At 61.3% G+C, this 14,291-nt stretch carries 16 protein-coding genes and 1 tRNA gene; 8 read left to right on the top strand and 9 right to left on the bottom strand.

Annotated features, from left to right (window positions below):
* Position 1: 1 nt before the first annotated feature.
* Both GM79_RS26425 and GM79_RS02230 read left to right on the top strand, forming a co-directional pair.
* Positions 2-121 (top strand): transposase, encoded by a 120-nt coding sequence (locus GM79_RS26425; RefSeq protein ID WP_410471173.1) that lies wholly within the window; start codon positions 2-4, stop codon positions 119-121.
* A gap of 104 nt (positions 122-225) precedes the next feature.
* Entirely contained in the window at positions 226-2,865 is a 2,640-nt protein-coding gene (locus tag GM79_RS02230; RefSeq protein ID WP_035558499.1) for a T9SS type A sorting domain-containing protein, read from the top strand.
* Between the two features lie 83 nt (positions 2,866-2,948).
* On the opposite strand, the gene GM79_RS02225 is transcribed toward GM79_RS02230, so the two are convergent.
* Positions 2,949-3,173, bottom strand: a complete 225-nt coding sequence (locus GM79_RS02225; RefSeq protein ID WP_035558496.1) for a CDGSH iron-sulfur domain-containing protein — start codon at positions 3,171-3,173, stop codon at positions 2,949-2,951.
* A 138-nt stretch (positions 3,174-3,311) separates the two neighbouring features.
* Positions 3,312-3,839 carry a GNAT family N-acetyltransferase gene (locus GM79_RS02220; RefSeq protein ID WP_035558493.1) on the bottom strand — a complete coding sequence of 176 codons (528 nt, stop codon included), beginning with the start codon at positions 3,837-3,839 and terminating at the stop codon, positions 3,312-3,314.
* 116 nt (positions 3,840-3,955) lie between these two features.
* Between GM79_RS02220 and GM79_RS22650 the strand changes: the two genes are divergently transcribed.
* Positions 3,956-4,423 (top strand): hypothetical protein, encoded by a 468-nt coding sequence (locus GM79_RS22650; RefSeq protein ID WP_152559785.1) that lies wholly within the window; start codon positions 3,956-3,958, stop codon positions 4,421-4,423.
* A 10-nt stretch (positions 4,424-4,433) separates the two neighbouring features.
* Here the strand turns inward: GM79_RS22650 and GM79_RS02210 are convergent, their stop codons facing one another.
* Positions 4,434-4,904 carry a hypothetical protein gene (locus GM79_RS02210; RefSeq protein ID WP_035558490.1) on the bottom strand — a complete coding sequence of 157 codons (471 nt, stop codon included), beginning with the start codon at positions 4,902-4,904 and terminating at the stop codon, positions 4,434-4,436.
* 125 nt (positions 4,905-5,029) lie between these two features.
* Between GM79_RS02210 and GM79_RS02205 the strand changes: the two genes are divergently transcribed.
* On the top strand, positions 5,030-5,653 hold the full coding sequence (locus GM79_RS02205; protein ID WP_035558487.1) for a deoxynucleoside kinase: 624 nt from the start codon (positions 5,030-5,032) through the stop codon (positions 5,651-5,653).
* Positions 5,654-5,790: 137 nt separating this feature from the next.
* Here the strand turns inward: GM79_RS02205 and GM79_RS02200 are convergent, their stop codons facing one another.
* From GM79_RS02200 to GM79_RS02190, 3 genes are all read right to left on the bottom strand, one after another.
* A complete protein-coding gene (locus GM79_RS02200) occupies positions 5,791-6,468 on the bottom strand; it encodes a DUF2461 domain-containing protein (RefSeq protein WP_035558484.1) in 678 nt (225 codons plus the stop codon).
* A 112-nt stretch (positions 6,469-6,580) separates the two neighbouring features.
* Positions 6,581-7,405, bottom strand: a complete 825-nt coding sequence (locus GM79_RS02195; protein ID WP_035558481.1) for an MOSC domain-containing protein — start codon at positions 7,403-7,405, stop codon at positions 6,581-6,583.
* 111 nt (positions 7,406-7,516) lie between these two features.
* A complete protein-coding gene (locus GM79_RS02190) occupies positions 7,517-8,170 on the bottom strand; it encodes a hypothetical protein (RefSeq protein WP_152559784.1) in 654 nt (217 codons plus the stop codon).
* A gap of 189 nt (positions 8,171-8,359) precedes the next feature.
* Between GM79_RS02190 and GM79_RS02180 the strand changes: the two genes are divergently transcribed.
* The 4 genes from GM79_RS02180 to GM79_RS02165 all read left to right on the top strand — a co-directional run bounded on the left by GM79_RS02180 (position 8,360) and on the right by GM79_RS02165 (position 12,462).
* Positions 8,360-8,432: transfer RNA gene (locus tag GM79_RS02180), tRNA-Lys, on the top strand.
* 263 nt (positions 8,433-8,695) lie between these two features.
* The gene (locus tag GM79_RS02175; RefSeq protein ID WP_035558472.1) at positions 8,696-9,952 is read left to right on the top strand and encodes a site-specific integrase; all 1,257 of its coding nucleotides are present in this window, start codon (positions 8,696-8,698) and stop codon (positions 9,950-9,952) included.
* A gap of 26 nt (positions 9,953-9,978) precedes the next feature.
* Positions 9,979-11,667 carry an Eco57I restriction-modification methylase domain-containing protein gene (locus GM79_RS02170; RefSeq protein ID WP_035558469.1) on the top strand — a complete coding sequence of 563 codons (1,689 nt, stop codon included), beginning with the start codon at positions 9,979-9,981 and terminating at the stop codon, positions 11,665-11,667.
* A 12-nt stretch (positions 11,668-11,679) separates the two neighbouring features.
* Positions 11,680-12,462 carry a PaeR7I family type II restriction endonuclease gene (locus GM79_RS02165; RefSeq protein WP_035558466.1) on the top strand — a complete coding sequence of 261 codons (783 nt, stop codon included), beginning with the start codon at positions 11,680-11,682 and terminating at the stop codon, positions 12,460-12,462.
* Positions 12,463-12,986: 524 nt separating this feature from the next.
* Here the strand turns inward: GM79_RS02165 and GM79_RS02160 are convergent.
* The 3 genes from GM79_RS02160 to GM79_RS26415 are packed head-to-tail and all read right to left on the bottom strand — an operon-like array spanning position 12,987 to position 14,201.
* Positions 12,987-13,358 carry a DUF6713 family protein gene (locus GM79_RS02160; protein WP_035558463.1) on the bottom strand — a complete coding sequence of 124 codons (372 nt, stop codon included), beginning with the start codon at positions 13,356-13,358 and terminating at the stop codon, positions 12,987-12,989.
* A gap of 33 nt (positions 13,359-13,391) precedes the next feature.
* The gene (locus GM79_RS26420) at positions 13,392-13,907 is read right to left on the bottom strand and encodes a DUF4249 family protein (protein WP_081867504.1); all 516 of its coding nucleotides are present in this window, start codon (positions 13,905-13,907) and stop codon (positions 13,392-13,394) included.
* 12 nt (positions 13,908-13,919) lie between these two features.
* On the bottom strand, positions 13,920-14,201 hold the full coding sequence (locus GM79_RS26415; RefSeq protein WP_035558457.1) for a DUF4249 family protein: 282 nt from the start codon (positions 14,199-14,201) through the stop codon (positions 13,920-13,922).
* Positions 14,202-14,291: the final 90 nt, after the last annotated feature.

The raw sequence follows: 14,291 nt of genomic DNA, 5'->3' as shown, positions 1-14,291 counted from the left end.
AATCGAACGCTTTTTCGGACGCATGAAGCAGTATCGCCGCTTGGCCACCCGCTACGAGAAGACCATCGTTTCCTTCCTCGCGTTCTGGCATATCGGAGCAGCACTTGATTGGCTTAGATGAATAACTCATTTCTTAATGTCCTCACGCCCTAGTGTGCCGGTGCCGCTCTCGGCCCCCATGCCAGTATCTTTCAACTTCATTTCAACCTTTCCACTTTTTATTCAGTGAACAACTACTTCTCCCGATTCCTGCTGACGGTGCTCCTCGGGCTGGGCCTGCAAGGCGCGGCCCGAGCCACCACCCCACCAACCGGCCGCTCCCTTGCCGAGGCCCTGAACCCGGATGGTACGCTAAAAGCCGGGGCCAATGGCTCCTTCGATGCCCGGCAATTTTGGATGGACACCGCGCCCGATGGGCGGCCGGTGTTTCGGCCGGCTGGCACGACGGGCGCGGGCGATGAGCGGTGGCAGAATGGGTTTGGGCTGCCGAATGGGACCGATAGTGAGGTGCAGGTGGTGGTGCGGGCTGGCACCAACATCTACATCGGCGGGGCTTTTACAGTGGTGGGCACCATATCGGCCAATCGGGTAGCCAAGTGGGATGGCACTGCCTGGAGTGCCCTGGGTACGGGCATTGTCAGTAACGGCGTATTTGATACTTATGTGCGTGCGTTAGCTGTGGCGAGTAATGGCGATTTATTCGTGGGTGGGCAGTTTTCGCAGGCGGGCGGGGTGGCGGCCAACCATGTAGCCCGGTGGAACGGTACGGCCTGGAGCAGCCTCGGCACGGGCGCGGCCAATGGGGTGAGCGCTGGCAGCGGCTATGTTGTGAACGCGCTGGCCGTAGCCGGCAATGGGGATGTGTACGCGGGCGGCAGCTTCGTTCAAGCGGGCGGGGTGGCGGCCGCCAACATGGCCCGCTGGAACGGCACCACGTGGAATGCATTAGGCACTGGCATTCCCAACGGGTCGTCCAGCTACGTGCTGGCGCTGGCGGTAGCGGCCAGCGGCGAGGTTTACGCGGGTGGCCAGTTCACCCAAGCCGGAGGCATATCGGCCGATAACGTGGCCAAATGGAATGGCTTAACGTGGAGCTCATTGAGTTTTGCAGGGGCCAACGGCACAAACAGCGCCGTTAATGCCTTAGCTGTGGCGGCCAATGGGGACCTGTACGCGGGCGGGCGCTTTGTCGCGGCCGGCGGCGTTTTGGCCAACCGAATAGCCCGGTGGAATGGCACTGTTTGGAGCAGCCTGGGCACTGGTGCCGCCAATGGCCTGAACGTAGACGTGGTTGCGCTGGCCGTAACCAGCACGGGCGACGTCTACGCGGGCGGCGGTTTCACGCAGGCTGGTGGCATGGCGGCCAATCAAATAGCCCGCTGGAACGGCACTACGTGGAGCTCGATAGGCGCTGGCCTAGCAGGCGGTTATGCTGCGGCGCTGGCCATCGACGCTGCCGGCGGGGTATACGTGGGCGGTAGCTTCACGCAGGCTGGTGGCGTAGGGGCCAACCGGGTTGCCCACTGGAATGGCTCGGCATGGACCCCGTGGGCCCCTGGCAGCGGGAAAGCCAACGGGGTGAACGGCCCGGTGTATGCGCTGGCCGTGGCCGCCAATGGCGATGTTTACGCGGGAGGAACCTTCACACAAGCAGGCGGCACGCCGGCCAATAACGTAGCGCGCTGGAATGGTACGGCCTGGGTGACGCTGGGCCCCGGTATCTCAAACGGCATCTACCCCAGCTCGGTGACGGCGCTGGCCGTGGCTGCCAACGGCGATGTGTACGTCGGCGGCAGCTTTGGCCAGGCGGGCAGCACTCTGGCCAATAACGTAGCGCGCTGGAGCAACGGAGCCTGGAGTTCGCTGGGCACCGGCCTCGCCAACGGGGTTAACAGCTATGTTGAGTCGCTAGCTATTAGTGGCAGCGGCGACGTGTACGTGGGAGGCGTGTTTACGCAGGCCGGTGGGGCCAGTGCCAACCGCGTGGCTCGTTGGAGTGGCACCGGCTGGAGCAGCTTGGGAACCGGGCTGGACAGCTATGTAAACGTGCTGGCCCTCGCGGCCAACGGAGACTTGTACGTAGGCGGAGAATTTACCCAGGCCGGCGGCATAGTGGCCCACTACGTGGCCTGTTGGAATGGTACCAACTGGAGCGCCTTGGGCACGGGCACGGGGGTTACCAATGGTGTCGGGTATAGCGTGTTTAGCTTGGCCGTGGTCGCCAATGGTGACCTATACGTGGGCGGCACCTTTAGCCAAGCGGGCGGTATCCCGGCCAACGGCGTGGCCCGCTGGAATGGCACCACTTGGAGCAGCTTAGGTACGGGGGCCGCCAATGGGGTGGGTGACACCATTTTTGGCATAGTCGTGACGGGCACTGGGGAAGTGTACGTCGGCGGCCCCCATTTCAGCCAAGCCGGTGGGGTGCCCGCCAGCCGGGTAGCTAAATGGAATGGTACAGCGTGGAGCAGTTTGGGCACCGGCACCAATGATGTTGTGTGGGCGTTGGCTCCTGGTCCCAATGGCCAACTCTATGTGGGCGGAACGTTTACCACCACCGGCGACGGTAGCAAACACCTCGCTCACTTTGGCATCTACGACCCTAATGCGCCGCTGGCCACCACGCCATCGGCCCGTGCCACGCCCGCCGCCCTCTTCCCCAACCCGGCCCACGGTACGGCCACGCTACGTCTGCCCGCTGGCGCTCCCCATTTGCCCCTCACCCTCACCGACGCGCTGGGCCGCGTGGTGCGGCGCTACCTCGCCCCGGTTGGTTCCGAGGCTGCGCTGGACCTGCGCGGCCTGCCCGCCGGCATGTACGTCGTGGGCTGTGGCCAGGTCACGCAGCGCTTGATGGTAGAATAGAGGTTATAACCTCGATTTCCTGCGACAGCAAAAAGCCCGCTGGCCAATTGGTCAGCGGGCTTTTCTATTGCGCGGATGTGTGATTACACGGCGGGCTTGGGTGCTGGCAAATCAAACGCTGTGGCGTCGTGCTCAAAGTGGCCTTTGTGCGAGCCGTCGCAGAACGGCTTTTGCTTGGATAGCCCGCAGCGGCAGATGCTGATGCGCTCGCGGCCGCCGAGGCCGTAGGGCTGGCCTTGGGCGTCAACGAGTTCGATGTTTTCGCCCTCTACGCGGAGGGAGCCATTGGAAAGTACGGTGAGTTTCATCAGTTATGAGTTTAGAAATGTGTTGGGTTTTGATTTAGTAGCTTTTCAAATAAGACTTACGCACGGTTACTTTCTCGAAGAGGGACGCGGAGGGAAAGCTCGTCAGAAAGCTGATGCTGCAAGTTCCGTCGAAACAACTCATAACTCTTTTCGCATGATGTAATCGTTCATGAAGTAGGGGCCGATGGGCACGTCTACTTCGCGGTGCCGGGCAAAGCCACGGCGCTCGTAGAAGGCCAGGGCGGGGTTGTAGCGGTTCACGTTCAGGTCCAGAAACTGGCCGCCGGCGGCGCGGGCCGCGTTTTCCACGGCCTCAATGAGATGCACGCCCAGGCCCTGACCCTGCCGGGTGGGCAGCACGTAAATCTTGTGCAGCTTGAAGCCCGCTTCGTCGTCTTCGGCGGCCGGCAACGGGCTGAAGGAAGCAAAACCGGCTGGCTCGCCCGCCACGTACGCCAGCAGAAACGAGTGCTGCTGCTCGGCCATTTGCCGCTGGAGCGAGGCCGGCGTGTAAATCACCCGGTACATGTAGTCAATCTGCTCGCGCGAGATGATGAACCGATACGTGGGCTCCCAGGTAGCCTCGGCCAGCTGAATAATAGTCGGAATGTCTTTGAGCGTGGCGGGCTCAATGCGCGGCGGCGCGGTAGGGGCGTCAGAAGTCATAAGCAGTAAAACACGAAATTGGGCCGAAAAAAACGAAATCCGGCTTCTGGTTCAGATACGGTTGGCGCGCTCCTTGCGTTAAAGGCGCTATTCTGGTTCTTATTATTTCCTTCTTTATGAAATCTGCACCCTTGCTGATACTCTTGCTGGCCGGTTTGCCACTCCTGGCCACCGCCCAAACTACCACCGACACCCCACGCCAGCCTGGCGAGCTCACCGGCGCCCGCCGCCCTACCCACGACTTACCGGGCCGGCCGCGCACCGCCGCCGCCGCCCCGTCCCGCCCCAATTCCGACCCTATTCAGCAGCGCCTCCTCAATTCCGATGTGAACCTGGCCCGCGTATCGGCCAGCCAGCTGCCCGACCTCTACGAGCGGTTTATTGCCAGCACGCGCGACGAGCGCCGCCAGTGGAGCGCGCAGGACTGGGACAACGCCGGCGTGGTGCTGGCCCGCCTCAACCAGCGCTACGGGCAAGTGCGCACCGACCTGCCGCTGGAAGAGCGTCTGCGGATTCGCTCCTTCCAGGGCGAATTCCACACCCTGCGCGGCGCGCGGCAGGTGAAAAAGGCGATTGACGAATAGCGGGCCGCTGCTACCCGGCCGAGGATGGCCCCGCGGGGGCGTCATCGGTCGGGTGGTTTAACTTCTTCAGCCAATCCAGGGCCACCGCCGGGTCGTCAAAGAGCTCAATGGCGACGTGAGGCCGCAGGGCTTCCACAAATTGCTGGGTGGCGAACCGGTTTTCCTGAGCCGGCGAGAATACGTATGCCAGGGCTTTCAAGCCTCCTTTCAGCGCCTCGGGCAGCCATTCGTATTGCAGCCAGGGCAGGGCGTCGCTCCAGTCGCCGCTGGTGTCGCGCTTGTCGTTCAGAATCATCGTGTACGTGAACTGGTCGCGCCAGGAACTGCCGTGCTTCACGCCGCGCACAATTTCGGCCCCGGTAAGATGGCCGTGCCAGTGCACGCACAGCAGGGAATCTTCGGGATAAATGACGTACTCGGCCAGGTCGGCTCCATGCTCATCGGTAAGCGTGAAATGCTGAGTAGGATGAGAAGAAGACATAGCAGGACGGAGCACAGACGGAAGACAAACCAAATATAGGCAACTGTCAATAAATAGCTTACTATTATTCGGTGCTGCTACCTTTGCGGTTCTGCTTTCTTCTCGTTTATTTTTCTCTGTAGCGCATGCACATTGCCATTGTCGGCAACATTGGGGCTGGTAAAACCACGCTGGCCCACAAGTTGGCCCAGCATTTTCGCTGGGAAGTTTTTTTAGAAGATGTGGACGATAATCCTTATTTGAAGGATTTTTACCACGACATGCCCCGCTGGGCGTTTCACCTGCAGGTGTATTTCCTCAACGGGCGCTTTCGCCAAACCCAACGCATCAAGGAGTTGCAGCGGGCGGGCAAAAGCATCATTCAGGACCGCACCATTTACGAAGATGCCCACATTTTCGCGGCCAATCTGCACGAGTCGGGCCTGCTCGAAACCCGGGACTACAACAACTACTACGCCCTATTCGAGTCGATGATTGACCTGGTAGCGCCGCCCGATTTGGTGCTCTACCTCCGCGCCGATTTGCCCAAGCTCATCGGCCAGATTGAAAAGCGCGGCCGCGACTACGAGAACACCATCAGCATCGAATACCTCAAAAACCTCAACGAGCACTACGAGCGGTGGATAGGCACGTACAGTGCCGGCCGTCACCTCATCGTGGATGTGAGCGAGCTCGACTACGTGCGCAACCCCGAAGACCTCGGCGTCATTATCGACAAAATTAACAATACGCTTTTCGGCCTGTTTTAGCTACTCGAGCTAAAGCAAGCGTAGTTCAAACCACCGTCATGCTTCGACTGCGCTCAGCATGACGGTTTCCAAACACTTCGCACAGGTATTCAGCCTTTTTTCAGCGCAGCTACGGCCCGAAACGCAAGGGGGTATTGCTACAGCGTTTCGGGAAGCGCTTCGTTCAGGAAATCCACAAACGGGCGCGCCGCCGCGATGCCTGCCACCACCTGCGCCACAAAATCTGGCGCCAGCACGTCCGCATCAGGATAAAAGTGGTTCAGACCGAACGTTTTCAGCCGCAGCCAGGCTAAGTCTGGGTCGGCGGCGGCGTAGCCCCGCGGGGGGCGGGTAAGCTGCGGGCCGGTGGTATCGAGGCCAGCCGGAAAATACCGCAGCAGCTCCGGCGCCTGCCGCTGCCGATGAAATTCAGCCGCGTTGTAATGGATTTCCTGCCGGATGGCCGCCAGCATGGCCGGGGTGGGGTGGAAGGTGCCCGCGCCCAGCCAACTGCGCCCGCCCGGCTGAATAGCCAGGTAATACCCGGCACGGGGCGCGTGGCGGCCCCCACGCTTGAGCCCGGCGCCCATGCGGCGCTTGTAAGGCTCGGGGTCGCGGTGGGCCCGGTCGTTCTTGTGCAGCCGAAACAGCACATCGGCGGGGGTGAGGGCGGCCAGGTCGGGGTCGGTGGCGGCGGCCTGGGCCAGCACCTGCCGCACCAGCTCGGTGCAGGCCGCGCGGGCACGCTGGTAGTCGGGGCGGTGGCCGGCCATCCAGGCCGTGGTATTATTGGCCGCCAGCCGGGCCATGAAGTCGAGCAGATAGTCCAGTTCCATGCAGCAGCCGGGCGTTGGGCCCGGTCTGGCACAACGCCGGGGCCCAGGCCAGAGTTGCCGCCCAAGCCGTCATTGGAAGCAGTTTTTGCCTTCGGTGCCCGTTTGTTGGGCTTTACTTGTAGCTCAGCACCGTTAGCGCGTCGCCGGTGCGGAGGCGGCCGGTGCCGGGCCCGGTCACGTTTTGGCCAAACATAATGCTGTCCTCCACTTGCCGGTAGGTTGCCAGCGTGCGCAGGGGTTCGGCGTTGGCATTTTTGGTAGCGCTCTGCTGGTCGATGGTGGTGAGCACGCAACGGCCGCAGCCGCGCACGGCCCGAAACGGCACCTCACCAATCCGAAAGCTCTCCCAATTATCGTCCGCGTAGGCTGCTCCGCCGCCGAACACGAGGTTGGGCCGGAAGCGGTTGAGCGGTACGGGCGCGGCCAGGCGGGCATTCAGGTCGGTCAGCGCGGCTTCGCCAATCAGCAAAAAAGGGTAGCCGTCGGCGAAGCTCACCAGCTGACCTTCGGGATTGAGCTCCGGCTCCACGTCGCGGCGCACCATGTCCGACATATAAACCAGCCGGCAGGAGCGGCCCAGGGCTTCGGCCAGCCACTCATCGGCCTCCGGGGTGCCGCGCCAGGCCCAGGCAATATCGTCCCAGATGGTGACGAACAGCGTGCGCTCCGGCGTGGCTTCGAAGGGAACGAACAGGGGCAGCAAATCGGGCCGCTGCCGGTGGGTAATCAGAAAGCCGTTGTGGGCCGGCGCTACCACCAGCAGGGCCATTTCGGGGATTTGACGCTGCGTCATGAAGCGGTTACGCTCGTCTACCAGTAGCCAGCGGCGGTCGTGCCGCAGCCCGCGGGGCGTCACCTCAGCTTCGGCCACCGCGTAGCCGCCCAGAGATTTAACCGGGTAAAGAAACAGACCAGTGAGTGTGAGGGAAGCAGCCATGCCGCAAAAGTACCCGCTGGTGGGGAAATACTGGGGTAATGGGTTTGGTGGTTTGCGTGGATAAGTTGCGCAGTTGAGGCTTCAGGCCCACTAGCTCACCATTTCCCCACCTCACTCTACCACCAGCAAATCGGCCTGGCGAACATACGCTTCGCCCTGCTGCCACTTCACCCGGTACCAAATATCCTGGCGTCCGAGCACCAGCAGGCGGTCGCCCAAGGCGGCGGTGCTCAACCACGGGGCGCCGGCGCTGGGGCCGGCCATGAGCACCGCCCCCGACCGGGCCACGAGCCCCGCCGGCTTGGGCCGCAGCAAATGCAGGTAGGCGCCCAGCAAGCCGATGTATGCCGCATAGGCCACCCAGGCCCCGCGCTGCCCCCGGCGCCACAGCAGCCAGATGGCCGCCACTACGGCGGCGCCCAGCAGCACCTGCAGGCCGGGGTAGTAGTAGCGCTGCGCCTGCACCCGCACCTCCTGCTGCCAGGTGAGGGGGTAGCCCACCAGCCGGTGCTGGGCCGCCACGGTGGCCAGCTGCCGCCAGGTGCGCACGCGCGGCTGTCGGGCGTAGGCCATGCTCAGGTAGAGCAGCGCCGCCGGATAGTACCCGCGCTGCTGCTGGGCGTAGGCCATTTTCAAAAATAATTCGGGTGAAGCCTGGCGTTGTTGCCACACCTGCTGCTTAAAAGTGGGCATCGCCGCCGCATATTGCCCGATATTAAATAAGGAATCGGCCTGCCTAATGCTCATGGTTGAAGCATTGGGCATTAGAGGTGAATTTTTTTTTGAAATGGTTTGCGCGCTCAAATCGCAGACAGGCAGGGAGATTAATCCCAGCAAAAGTGCACGCACTAGGAAGGAAGAGACTTTTTTTTGCGCCAAGGTTGTGTAGTTCGGGAGGTAGTGGTACTTTTGTGCCACCAAAGAAGGAAACGCCCTTCCAAGGTGCAAGGTACCGATTCTGTAGCTCAGCTGGTAGAGCAGTACACTTTTAATGTACGGGTCCTGGGTTCGAATCCCAGCGGGATCACAAAGTGAGTATCAAACTTACGCAAAAAGCCTCAAATCGTATGATTTGGGGCTTTTTTGTTTTATCTTGTACCCAATCCGTTCACCAAAACTCAACGAAAAGGTGTACCCAGCGGTGAACTCAAAATCAGTTTGGTGCTTAGGTCACCAGAATGCAGGTAAGTAATTGTCTTTCAGAAGGCAATGAGGTTCGGTACAAGCGAACCCGCAGCCCTTATGACGTTACTTGTTAGCCCACTGGTGAACTGAATCTTTAGCTTAGCTATGAGCCACGGCCTCAACATCCTTTTCTTCCTCCGTACGTCCAAAATTGACGCTGCAACCGGCTTAGCGCCCATCTACATCCGCCTCACGGTAGGTGTTCAGCGGAACGAAATTTCTGCCAAGCGAAGCGTTGGCCCGACCCGGTGGGACAGCGGCACGGGCAAAGTCAAAGGCACGAAGGAGGATGCCCGGACCCTGAATGCGTACCTGGATACGCTCCGGGCGAAGCTCAACAAGCAGTTTACACAACTTCTGAACGGTGACGAGCCGGTGACAGCTGAGCTGCTAAAAAACACCTTCCTCGAGAAAGTTGCCCCTACCAAAACCCTGCTGCAGCTGCTCGATTACTACAACATGCAAGCCGAAGCGCGTATTGGAATAGATTTCGTGCGGGCTACCACCCGCCATTACCGCGTCACCGAGGGTAAGGTCCGGGCTTTCCTCAAGTACCAGCACAACCGGTCCGACTTGGCCCTGAGCCAGCTCAACCACCGCTTCGCTACCGAGTTTGAGCATTTTCTTAAAACCGAGCAGGCCCTCGACCATAATACGGTGATGGGCCACCTGAAGTACCTCAAGAAGGTGGCCAACATCGCCGTGACCCACGACTGGCTCGACAAAAACCCCTTCCAAAATTTTCGGTGTACCACCCGGGAGGTGCGGCGCGAATTCCTGACGCCCGAAGAGTTGCAACTGCTGGCCGAGAAACCGTTTACTATGCGCCGCCTGGCCGAAGTTCGTGACATCTTTATCTTTTCTTGCTACACCGGCTATGCCTACTCCGATGTGCTCAAGCTCACGCCCGACCACATCCTGACCGGCATCAATGGCAAGAAGTGGATAATGACCCAGCGGAATAAGACTGACACCAAATCCAATGTGCCGCTGCTGCCTCCGGCGCTGGCCGTGTTGCGCAAGTACGCCGAAGACCCCGAGTGCCTGGCAGCGGGCCGCCTGCTGCCGGTCAAGAGCAACCAGAAGCTCAATGCCTACCTGAAAGAAATTGCCGACGTCTGTGGCATCAAAAAGCCCTTGACCTTCCACATTGCCCGCCACACCTTCGCCACCACCGTCACGCTCACCAACGGTGTGCCCATTGAAACGGTTAGCTCGATGCTGGGCCACAAAAATCTGCGTACCACCCAGATTTACGCCAAAGTAGTGGAACACAAGGTAGGGGAGGACATGGACCGGCTGGAAGAGCGGCTCAACGCTGTCAGCAAATCCGGCAGCGCCGCCCGCAAGTTGGAAGCCTAGCCGTACTTTGTTAGTAGAATCTGCTCATGGAAGTACTCGCTGAACTGTCATTAGGGGCCGTCTATACCCGCGCCTGGGTCGTGGAGCTGTTGCTCGACCTGGCTGGCTACGCCGCCCCGCGCAACCTGGTCGACGCCCGCGCAGTGGAGCCATCGGCGGGGGAGGGGGCATTTCTGCTGCCAATGGTGGCGCGCCTGCTCGATTCGTGTCGTAAGCAGGGGCGTCCGTGGCTTGATTGTCTCGATTCCGTTCGCGCCTACGACGTGGACGCGGCCGCCCTCCGCCAGTGCCGCCGCAAGCTGCTGGGGTTGCTGCAAGAGGCCGGCGTATCCGATACCGACGCCGAGGTGCTGCTGAATGCCTGGCTGGTCGAAGCCGATTACCTGCTGCTGGTCGGCCGCACCACCCCCGGAGCTGCCCGGCCCCCACAGCTCTTTGACGAGGCCGCCCCCGCCGGCGTGGATTTCGTGCTCGGTAATCCGCCCTACGTGCGGGTTGAAAGCATTCCGGAACCACTAAACGCACAGTACCGCCAGCTCTTCCCCACCATGCGGGGCCGCGCCGACCTGTACGTGGGCTTCTACGAAGCCGCCCTGCGCCAGCTAAACCCCAGCGGTGTGTGCGCCTTCATCTGCGCCGACCGCTGGATGGTGAACCAGTACGGCGAAACCTTGCGCCGCTACATCACCAGCGGTTTCGCCGTCGAAACGCTAATTGAAATGCACCACACCGCGGCTTTCGAAGAAGAGGTAAGCGCCTACCCGGCTATTTCCGTCATTCGTAAAGCGCCGCAGGGACCAGCCGTGGTAGCCAGTGCCGCCGCCGAGCTGGAGCAGGCCCCCACCGCTGAAATTGTTGCTCATTTGGCCGCCGTGCGCCATGCCACCGGCGCGGCACCTGTACCCGGCCTCACGGCTGCCCAAGTCCCCGAGTGGTTCCCGGCCGGTGAGTCTTGGACGCGCACCACGCCCGCCCGCATGGTGCTGCTAGCGTACCTGGAGCAACACTTCGAGCCGATGGTATCGGCCGCCACTGGTACCCGCGTGGGCATTGGCGTGGCTACCGGGGCCGATGCCGTGTTCTTCACCACCAACCCCGACCAAGTAGAGCCCGCCCACCAGCTGCGCCTGGCCCGGCCCGCCGACGTGCGCACGGGCCAGCTCGCGTGGGGCGGCCAGTTGCTCATTAGCCCCTGGCACCAAGGCAAGTTGGTAGACCTGACACAGCGGCCCCGCCTGAGCGCCCACCTGACCGCCCACCGCGCCCAGCTTGCCGGTCGGCACGTCGCCAAAAAGAACCCCAATGCCTGGTACCGTACCATCGATAAGGTGGACGAGCAGCTGTACCGCCGCCCCAAGCTCTACATTCCCGACATCAAGAACACCCTCTTCCCGGTGCTTGACCGCGGCGAAACTTACCCCGACCACAACCTCTACTTCATTACCTCTGACACCTGGGACCTTGAAGTATTGGGTGGGCTGCTGCTGAGCGACCTCGGCACCTTCTTCGTCGAGTGCTACGGGGTGCGGATGCGCGGCGGCTACCTCCGAATGCAGGCCCAGTACCTGCGCAAAATCCGGGTGCCGTCCCCGGCTGCCATCCCTCCATCCCAGGCCGCCGCGCTGCGCCAAGCTTTCCGCACCCGCGACGTAGCCGCTGCCACCGCCGCCGCCGTGACCGTGTACGGCATCGGCCACCTCTGGCCCGCCGCTTAATTCTACTTCCCTGTGCCCTTACTCCTCGACGCCCTCTTTCAAAACCTCGATACCGAGCTGCAGCAAGCCGTGCAATACTACTGGGGTGCCCGCGACCAGGCCCGCACCCGGCAGCAAGCCACCGGCCAGCTCGACGCCGGCACCCGCGGCGCCGTCACCGCCGGCGGCCAGATGGGGGCCCTCGAAGCCCTCATCGTGCGCGCGCTACGTCTGGTGGGCTTGCCCAACCTCGACATCAAGATTGGCCGCTCCGAAGATGCCACTTCCCAAGGCCGCCTCGAGATTCCCGGCTACTACCGCCCCGAGAAGAAATGGGACATGCTCATCTTCTCCAACGGCCAGCTTATCGCCGCCCTGGAATTCAAAAGTCAGGTCGGCCCCTCCTTCGGCAACAACGCTAACAACCGCGTGGAAGAAGCCGTGGGCAGCGCCGAGGACGTATGGAAAGCCTACCGCGAGCAGCGGTTCGGCCCCGGCCCGCGCCCGTTCCTGGGCTACCTGTTTCTACTAGAAGACTGCCCCAAAGTCCACGCCCCGGTCAAGCTCAACCAACCCTACTTCGCCGTCGACCCGGTTTTCGTCACGCCTCAAGGCGGCACGTCCTACGCCCAGCGCTACGAAATCCTGTGCCGGCGCCTGATGCACGAAAACCTGTACTCGGCCGCCTGCCTGCTGCTGGCCACCAACGCCACGCCCACCACCGTCACCCAGCCCGCCCCCGACCTCACCTTTCGCTGGCTGCTGGCAGGGCTGGTGAAGCACGCGGAGGCGGTGGTGTTGGGACAGGGTAACTAATGGTTGTTTTCGTGCCTTCCCCAAACTAGCCTTGGTTGCGTCATTGGCTGCCCATCAACAACGGAGTAGACGATTTTCAACCTCCATATCAGGTTGACAAGACGGGTTATGCTAGCTTACAACACTGGCGGTTCCGAGAAAAAGCCGAGTGGGTTGGTTTGGCTTTGGACGAGTTAACAGAATAACACCGCTTCTCAACTGCTATATGCAACGCTTTTGTCACGCGCGCCACACCGGCCATCTCGGTCCGCCAGTTGCTGAAGGCGGCTCGATTGTACAAGAAAACGAGCGTTTTGTGAGCCGGTGTTGCACAAAACGGGACCTGTTAGCAATTCTGCTTAATGATGGGCTTCCCAACCAAGCTATGGAGCCCTCTATTCCCCACCGGCCAACTCTTCGTTAAAGGCCCACAACCGCTGCCCCAACTCTGCATCGTAGGTGCCGGCGGGCACGTGGGTGGGCACGGGGTTGACCGGCGCTGGTTTTTTTTAGAATCGGCCGTTTGTCAGGACAACAGCAGCTACTCATTTCGTCAATGCTAAATCCAAGGCACCACACAGAGCGGGCAGTCCGATTAAAATCTTGGAGAAGGCAGAAGTAAAGTGGTAATGCTTGTGATGGCGAAAAAACCAGTGCAAACCGGCATGTAGGATGAAAAACACCTCCAGCGCCCGAACCAATGGCATATTCAGGGTGCCCGGAAGGGTTGGTTTGTTAAACAGAAACCAAAACATCGCTACGTATAGCGGTATATGTACGGCCGTAAACACCACGTAGCCCACCGAGTCGCTGAGCTTCAAAAACCCGAGTAGAATTCGCCACTCAGCCAAGCGAACCGCATCCATTTCATGCACGAGAATCGTGCTTAGGCCCAGGAAGAAGAGCAGGTGGTTCATTCAGGATGGATTTAGTGTTCAGGAAAAAGGGGATTACCTCGGCAGCGTCAGGCTGCGCTGCTGCCGGGCGTAGGTGCTGAAATACCCCAGCGCCCCGCCGGAGAAATTGGAGGTGGGATTGGCGGGCGACGCGCTGGCCAGGCCGATTTGCAGCAGCATGTTGAGCGATTGGAAATACTCGTACACGCCCGCGTCCACGTGCTGCATGTCCACGCGCACGCTGTCGCCCGCCACCAGGTTGTCTTCCATGGGCGAAGGGCCCTGAACGTTGAGGGCGCGGCTGTTGGGCTGGCCGTCGGTCAGCTGGTCGCTTTGCACGAAAATCCCCCGCGTCAGGCGGCCGTTGCGGTACAGCCGGAAAACGTAGTAATTGGGAACCCCGGCGGGGTCCTGGTACACGGGTAGCATTTCTATTTCATCGCCAAAACCTGAGGGGCGGGCTTGCAGCCCGGTAAGGGGCACGGCGGGCAGCAGCGTGGAGGTAGCCGTGTAGGCCTGCCCGTCGACCTCAACGCGCAGGGTGTACTGGCGTCCGGCCTGGCCGCGCAGGGTGCGCCCGCGTTACTGGCCGGGCGTGGGCGTTTCGCGCAGGGTGTCCAGCCCACCGATGTTGTCGCGCAGCGTAATGACGGCCCCGCCCACGGCCGGAAACGAGCTGGCCGCCGTGAATGCGACGCTGCGTATCAGCCGCACGGTGGCGGGCTGGCCGTCGTCGGTCAGCTGCCCCTCAATGGTCAGGCGCGGCGCGGCATCCTGCAGGTCCAGGTCAATCACCGTTTGGCACGCCGTGGTGAGCAGCAGGCCGGTAGCGGCCAGGAAACGAAGGACGAGTAAGTTGTTCATAAATTGGCAGGCAAGATGCTGTTGCTTAGAACGTATTTAGACCGTCATGCTGAGCTTGTCGAAGCATCTCTACCGCTTCGTGTGAGCCGT

Source organism: Hymenobacter sp. IS2118, assembly GCF_000715495.1.
In the GTDB taxonomy this organism is placed as follows: Bacteria; Bacteroidota; Bacteroidia; order Cytophagales; family Hymenobacteraceae; genus Hymenobacter.
The sequence above is the reverse complement of the archived record's forward strand: the minus strand, read 5'-3'. Positions and strand labels throughout refer to the sequence as shown.

Bases quoted from the DNA above. Each gene is read 5' to 3' on its own strand.
- GM79_RS02225 (WP_035558496.1), bottom strand. From the start codon at position 3,173: ATGAAACTCACCGTACTTTCCAATGGCTCCCTCCGCGTAGAGGGCGAA.
- GM79_RS02220 (WP_035558493.1), bottom strand. From the start codon at position 3,839: ATGACTTCTGACGCCCCTACCGCGCCGCCGCGCATTGAGCCCGCCACG.
- GM79_RS22650 (WP_152559785.1), top strand. From the start codon at position 3,956: ATGAAATCTGCACCCTTGCTGATACTCTTGCTGGCCGGTTTGCCACTC.
- GM79_RS02210 (WP_035558490.1), bottom strand. From the start codon at position 4,904: ATGTCTTCTTCTCATCCTACTCAGCATTTCACGCTTACCGATGAGCAT.
- GM79_RS02205 (WP_035558487.1), top strand. From the start codon at position 5,030: ATGCACATTGCCATTGTCGGCAACATTGGGGCTGGTAAAACCACGCTG.
- GM79_RS02200 (WP_035558484.1), bottom strand. From the start codon at position 6,468: ATGGAACTGGACTATCTGCTCGACTTCATGGCCCGGCTGGCGGCCAAT.
- GM79_RS02195 (WP_035558481.1), bottom strand. From the start codon at position 7,405: ATGGCTGCTTCCCTCACACTCACTGGTCTGTTTCTTTACCCGGTTAAA.
- GM79_RS02190 (WP_152559784.1), bottom strand. From the start codon at position 8,170: ATGCCCAATGCTTCAACCATGAGCATTAGGCAGGCCGATTCCTTATTT.
- GM79_RS02175 (WP_035558472.1), top strand. From the start codon at position 8,696: ATGAGCCACGGCCTCAACATCCTTTTCTTCCTCCGTACGTCCAAAATT.
- GM79_RS02170 (WP_035558469.1), top strand. From the start codon at position 9,979: ATGGAAGTACTCGCTGAACTGTCATTAGGGGCCGTCTATACCCGCGCC.
- GM79_RS02160 (WP_035558463.1), bottom strand. From the start codon at position 13,358: ATGAACCACCTGCTCTTCTTCCTGGGCCTAAGCACGATTCTCGTGCAT.
- GM79_RS26415 (WP_035558457.1), bottom strand. From the start codon at position 14,201: ATGAACAACTTACTCGTCCTTCGTTTCCTGGCCGCTACCGGCCTGCTG.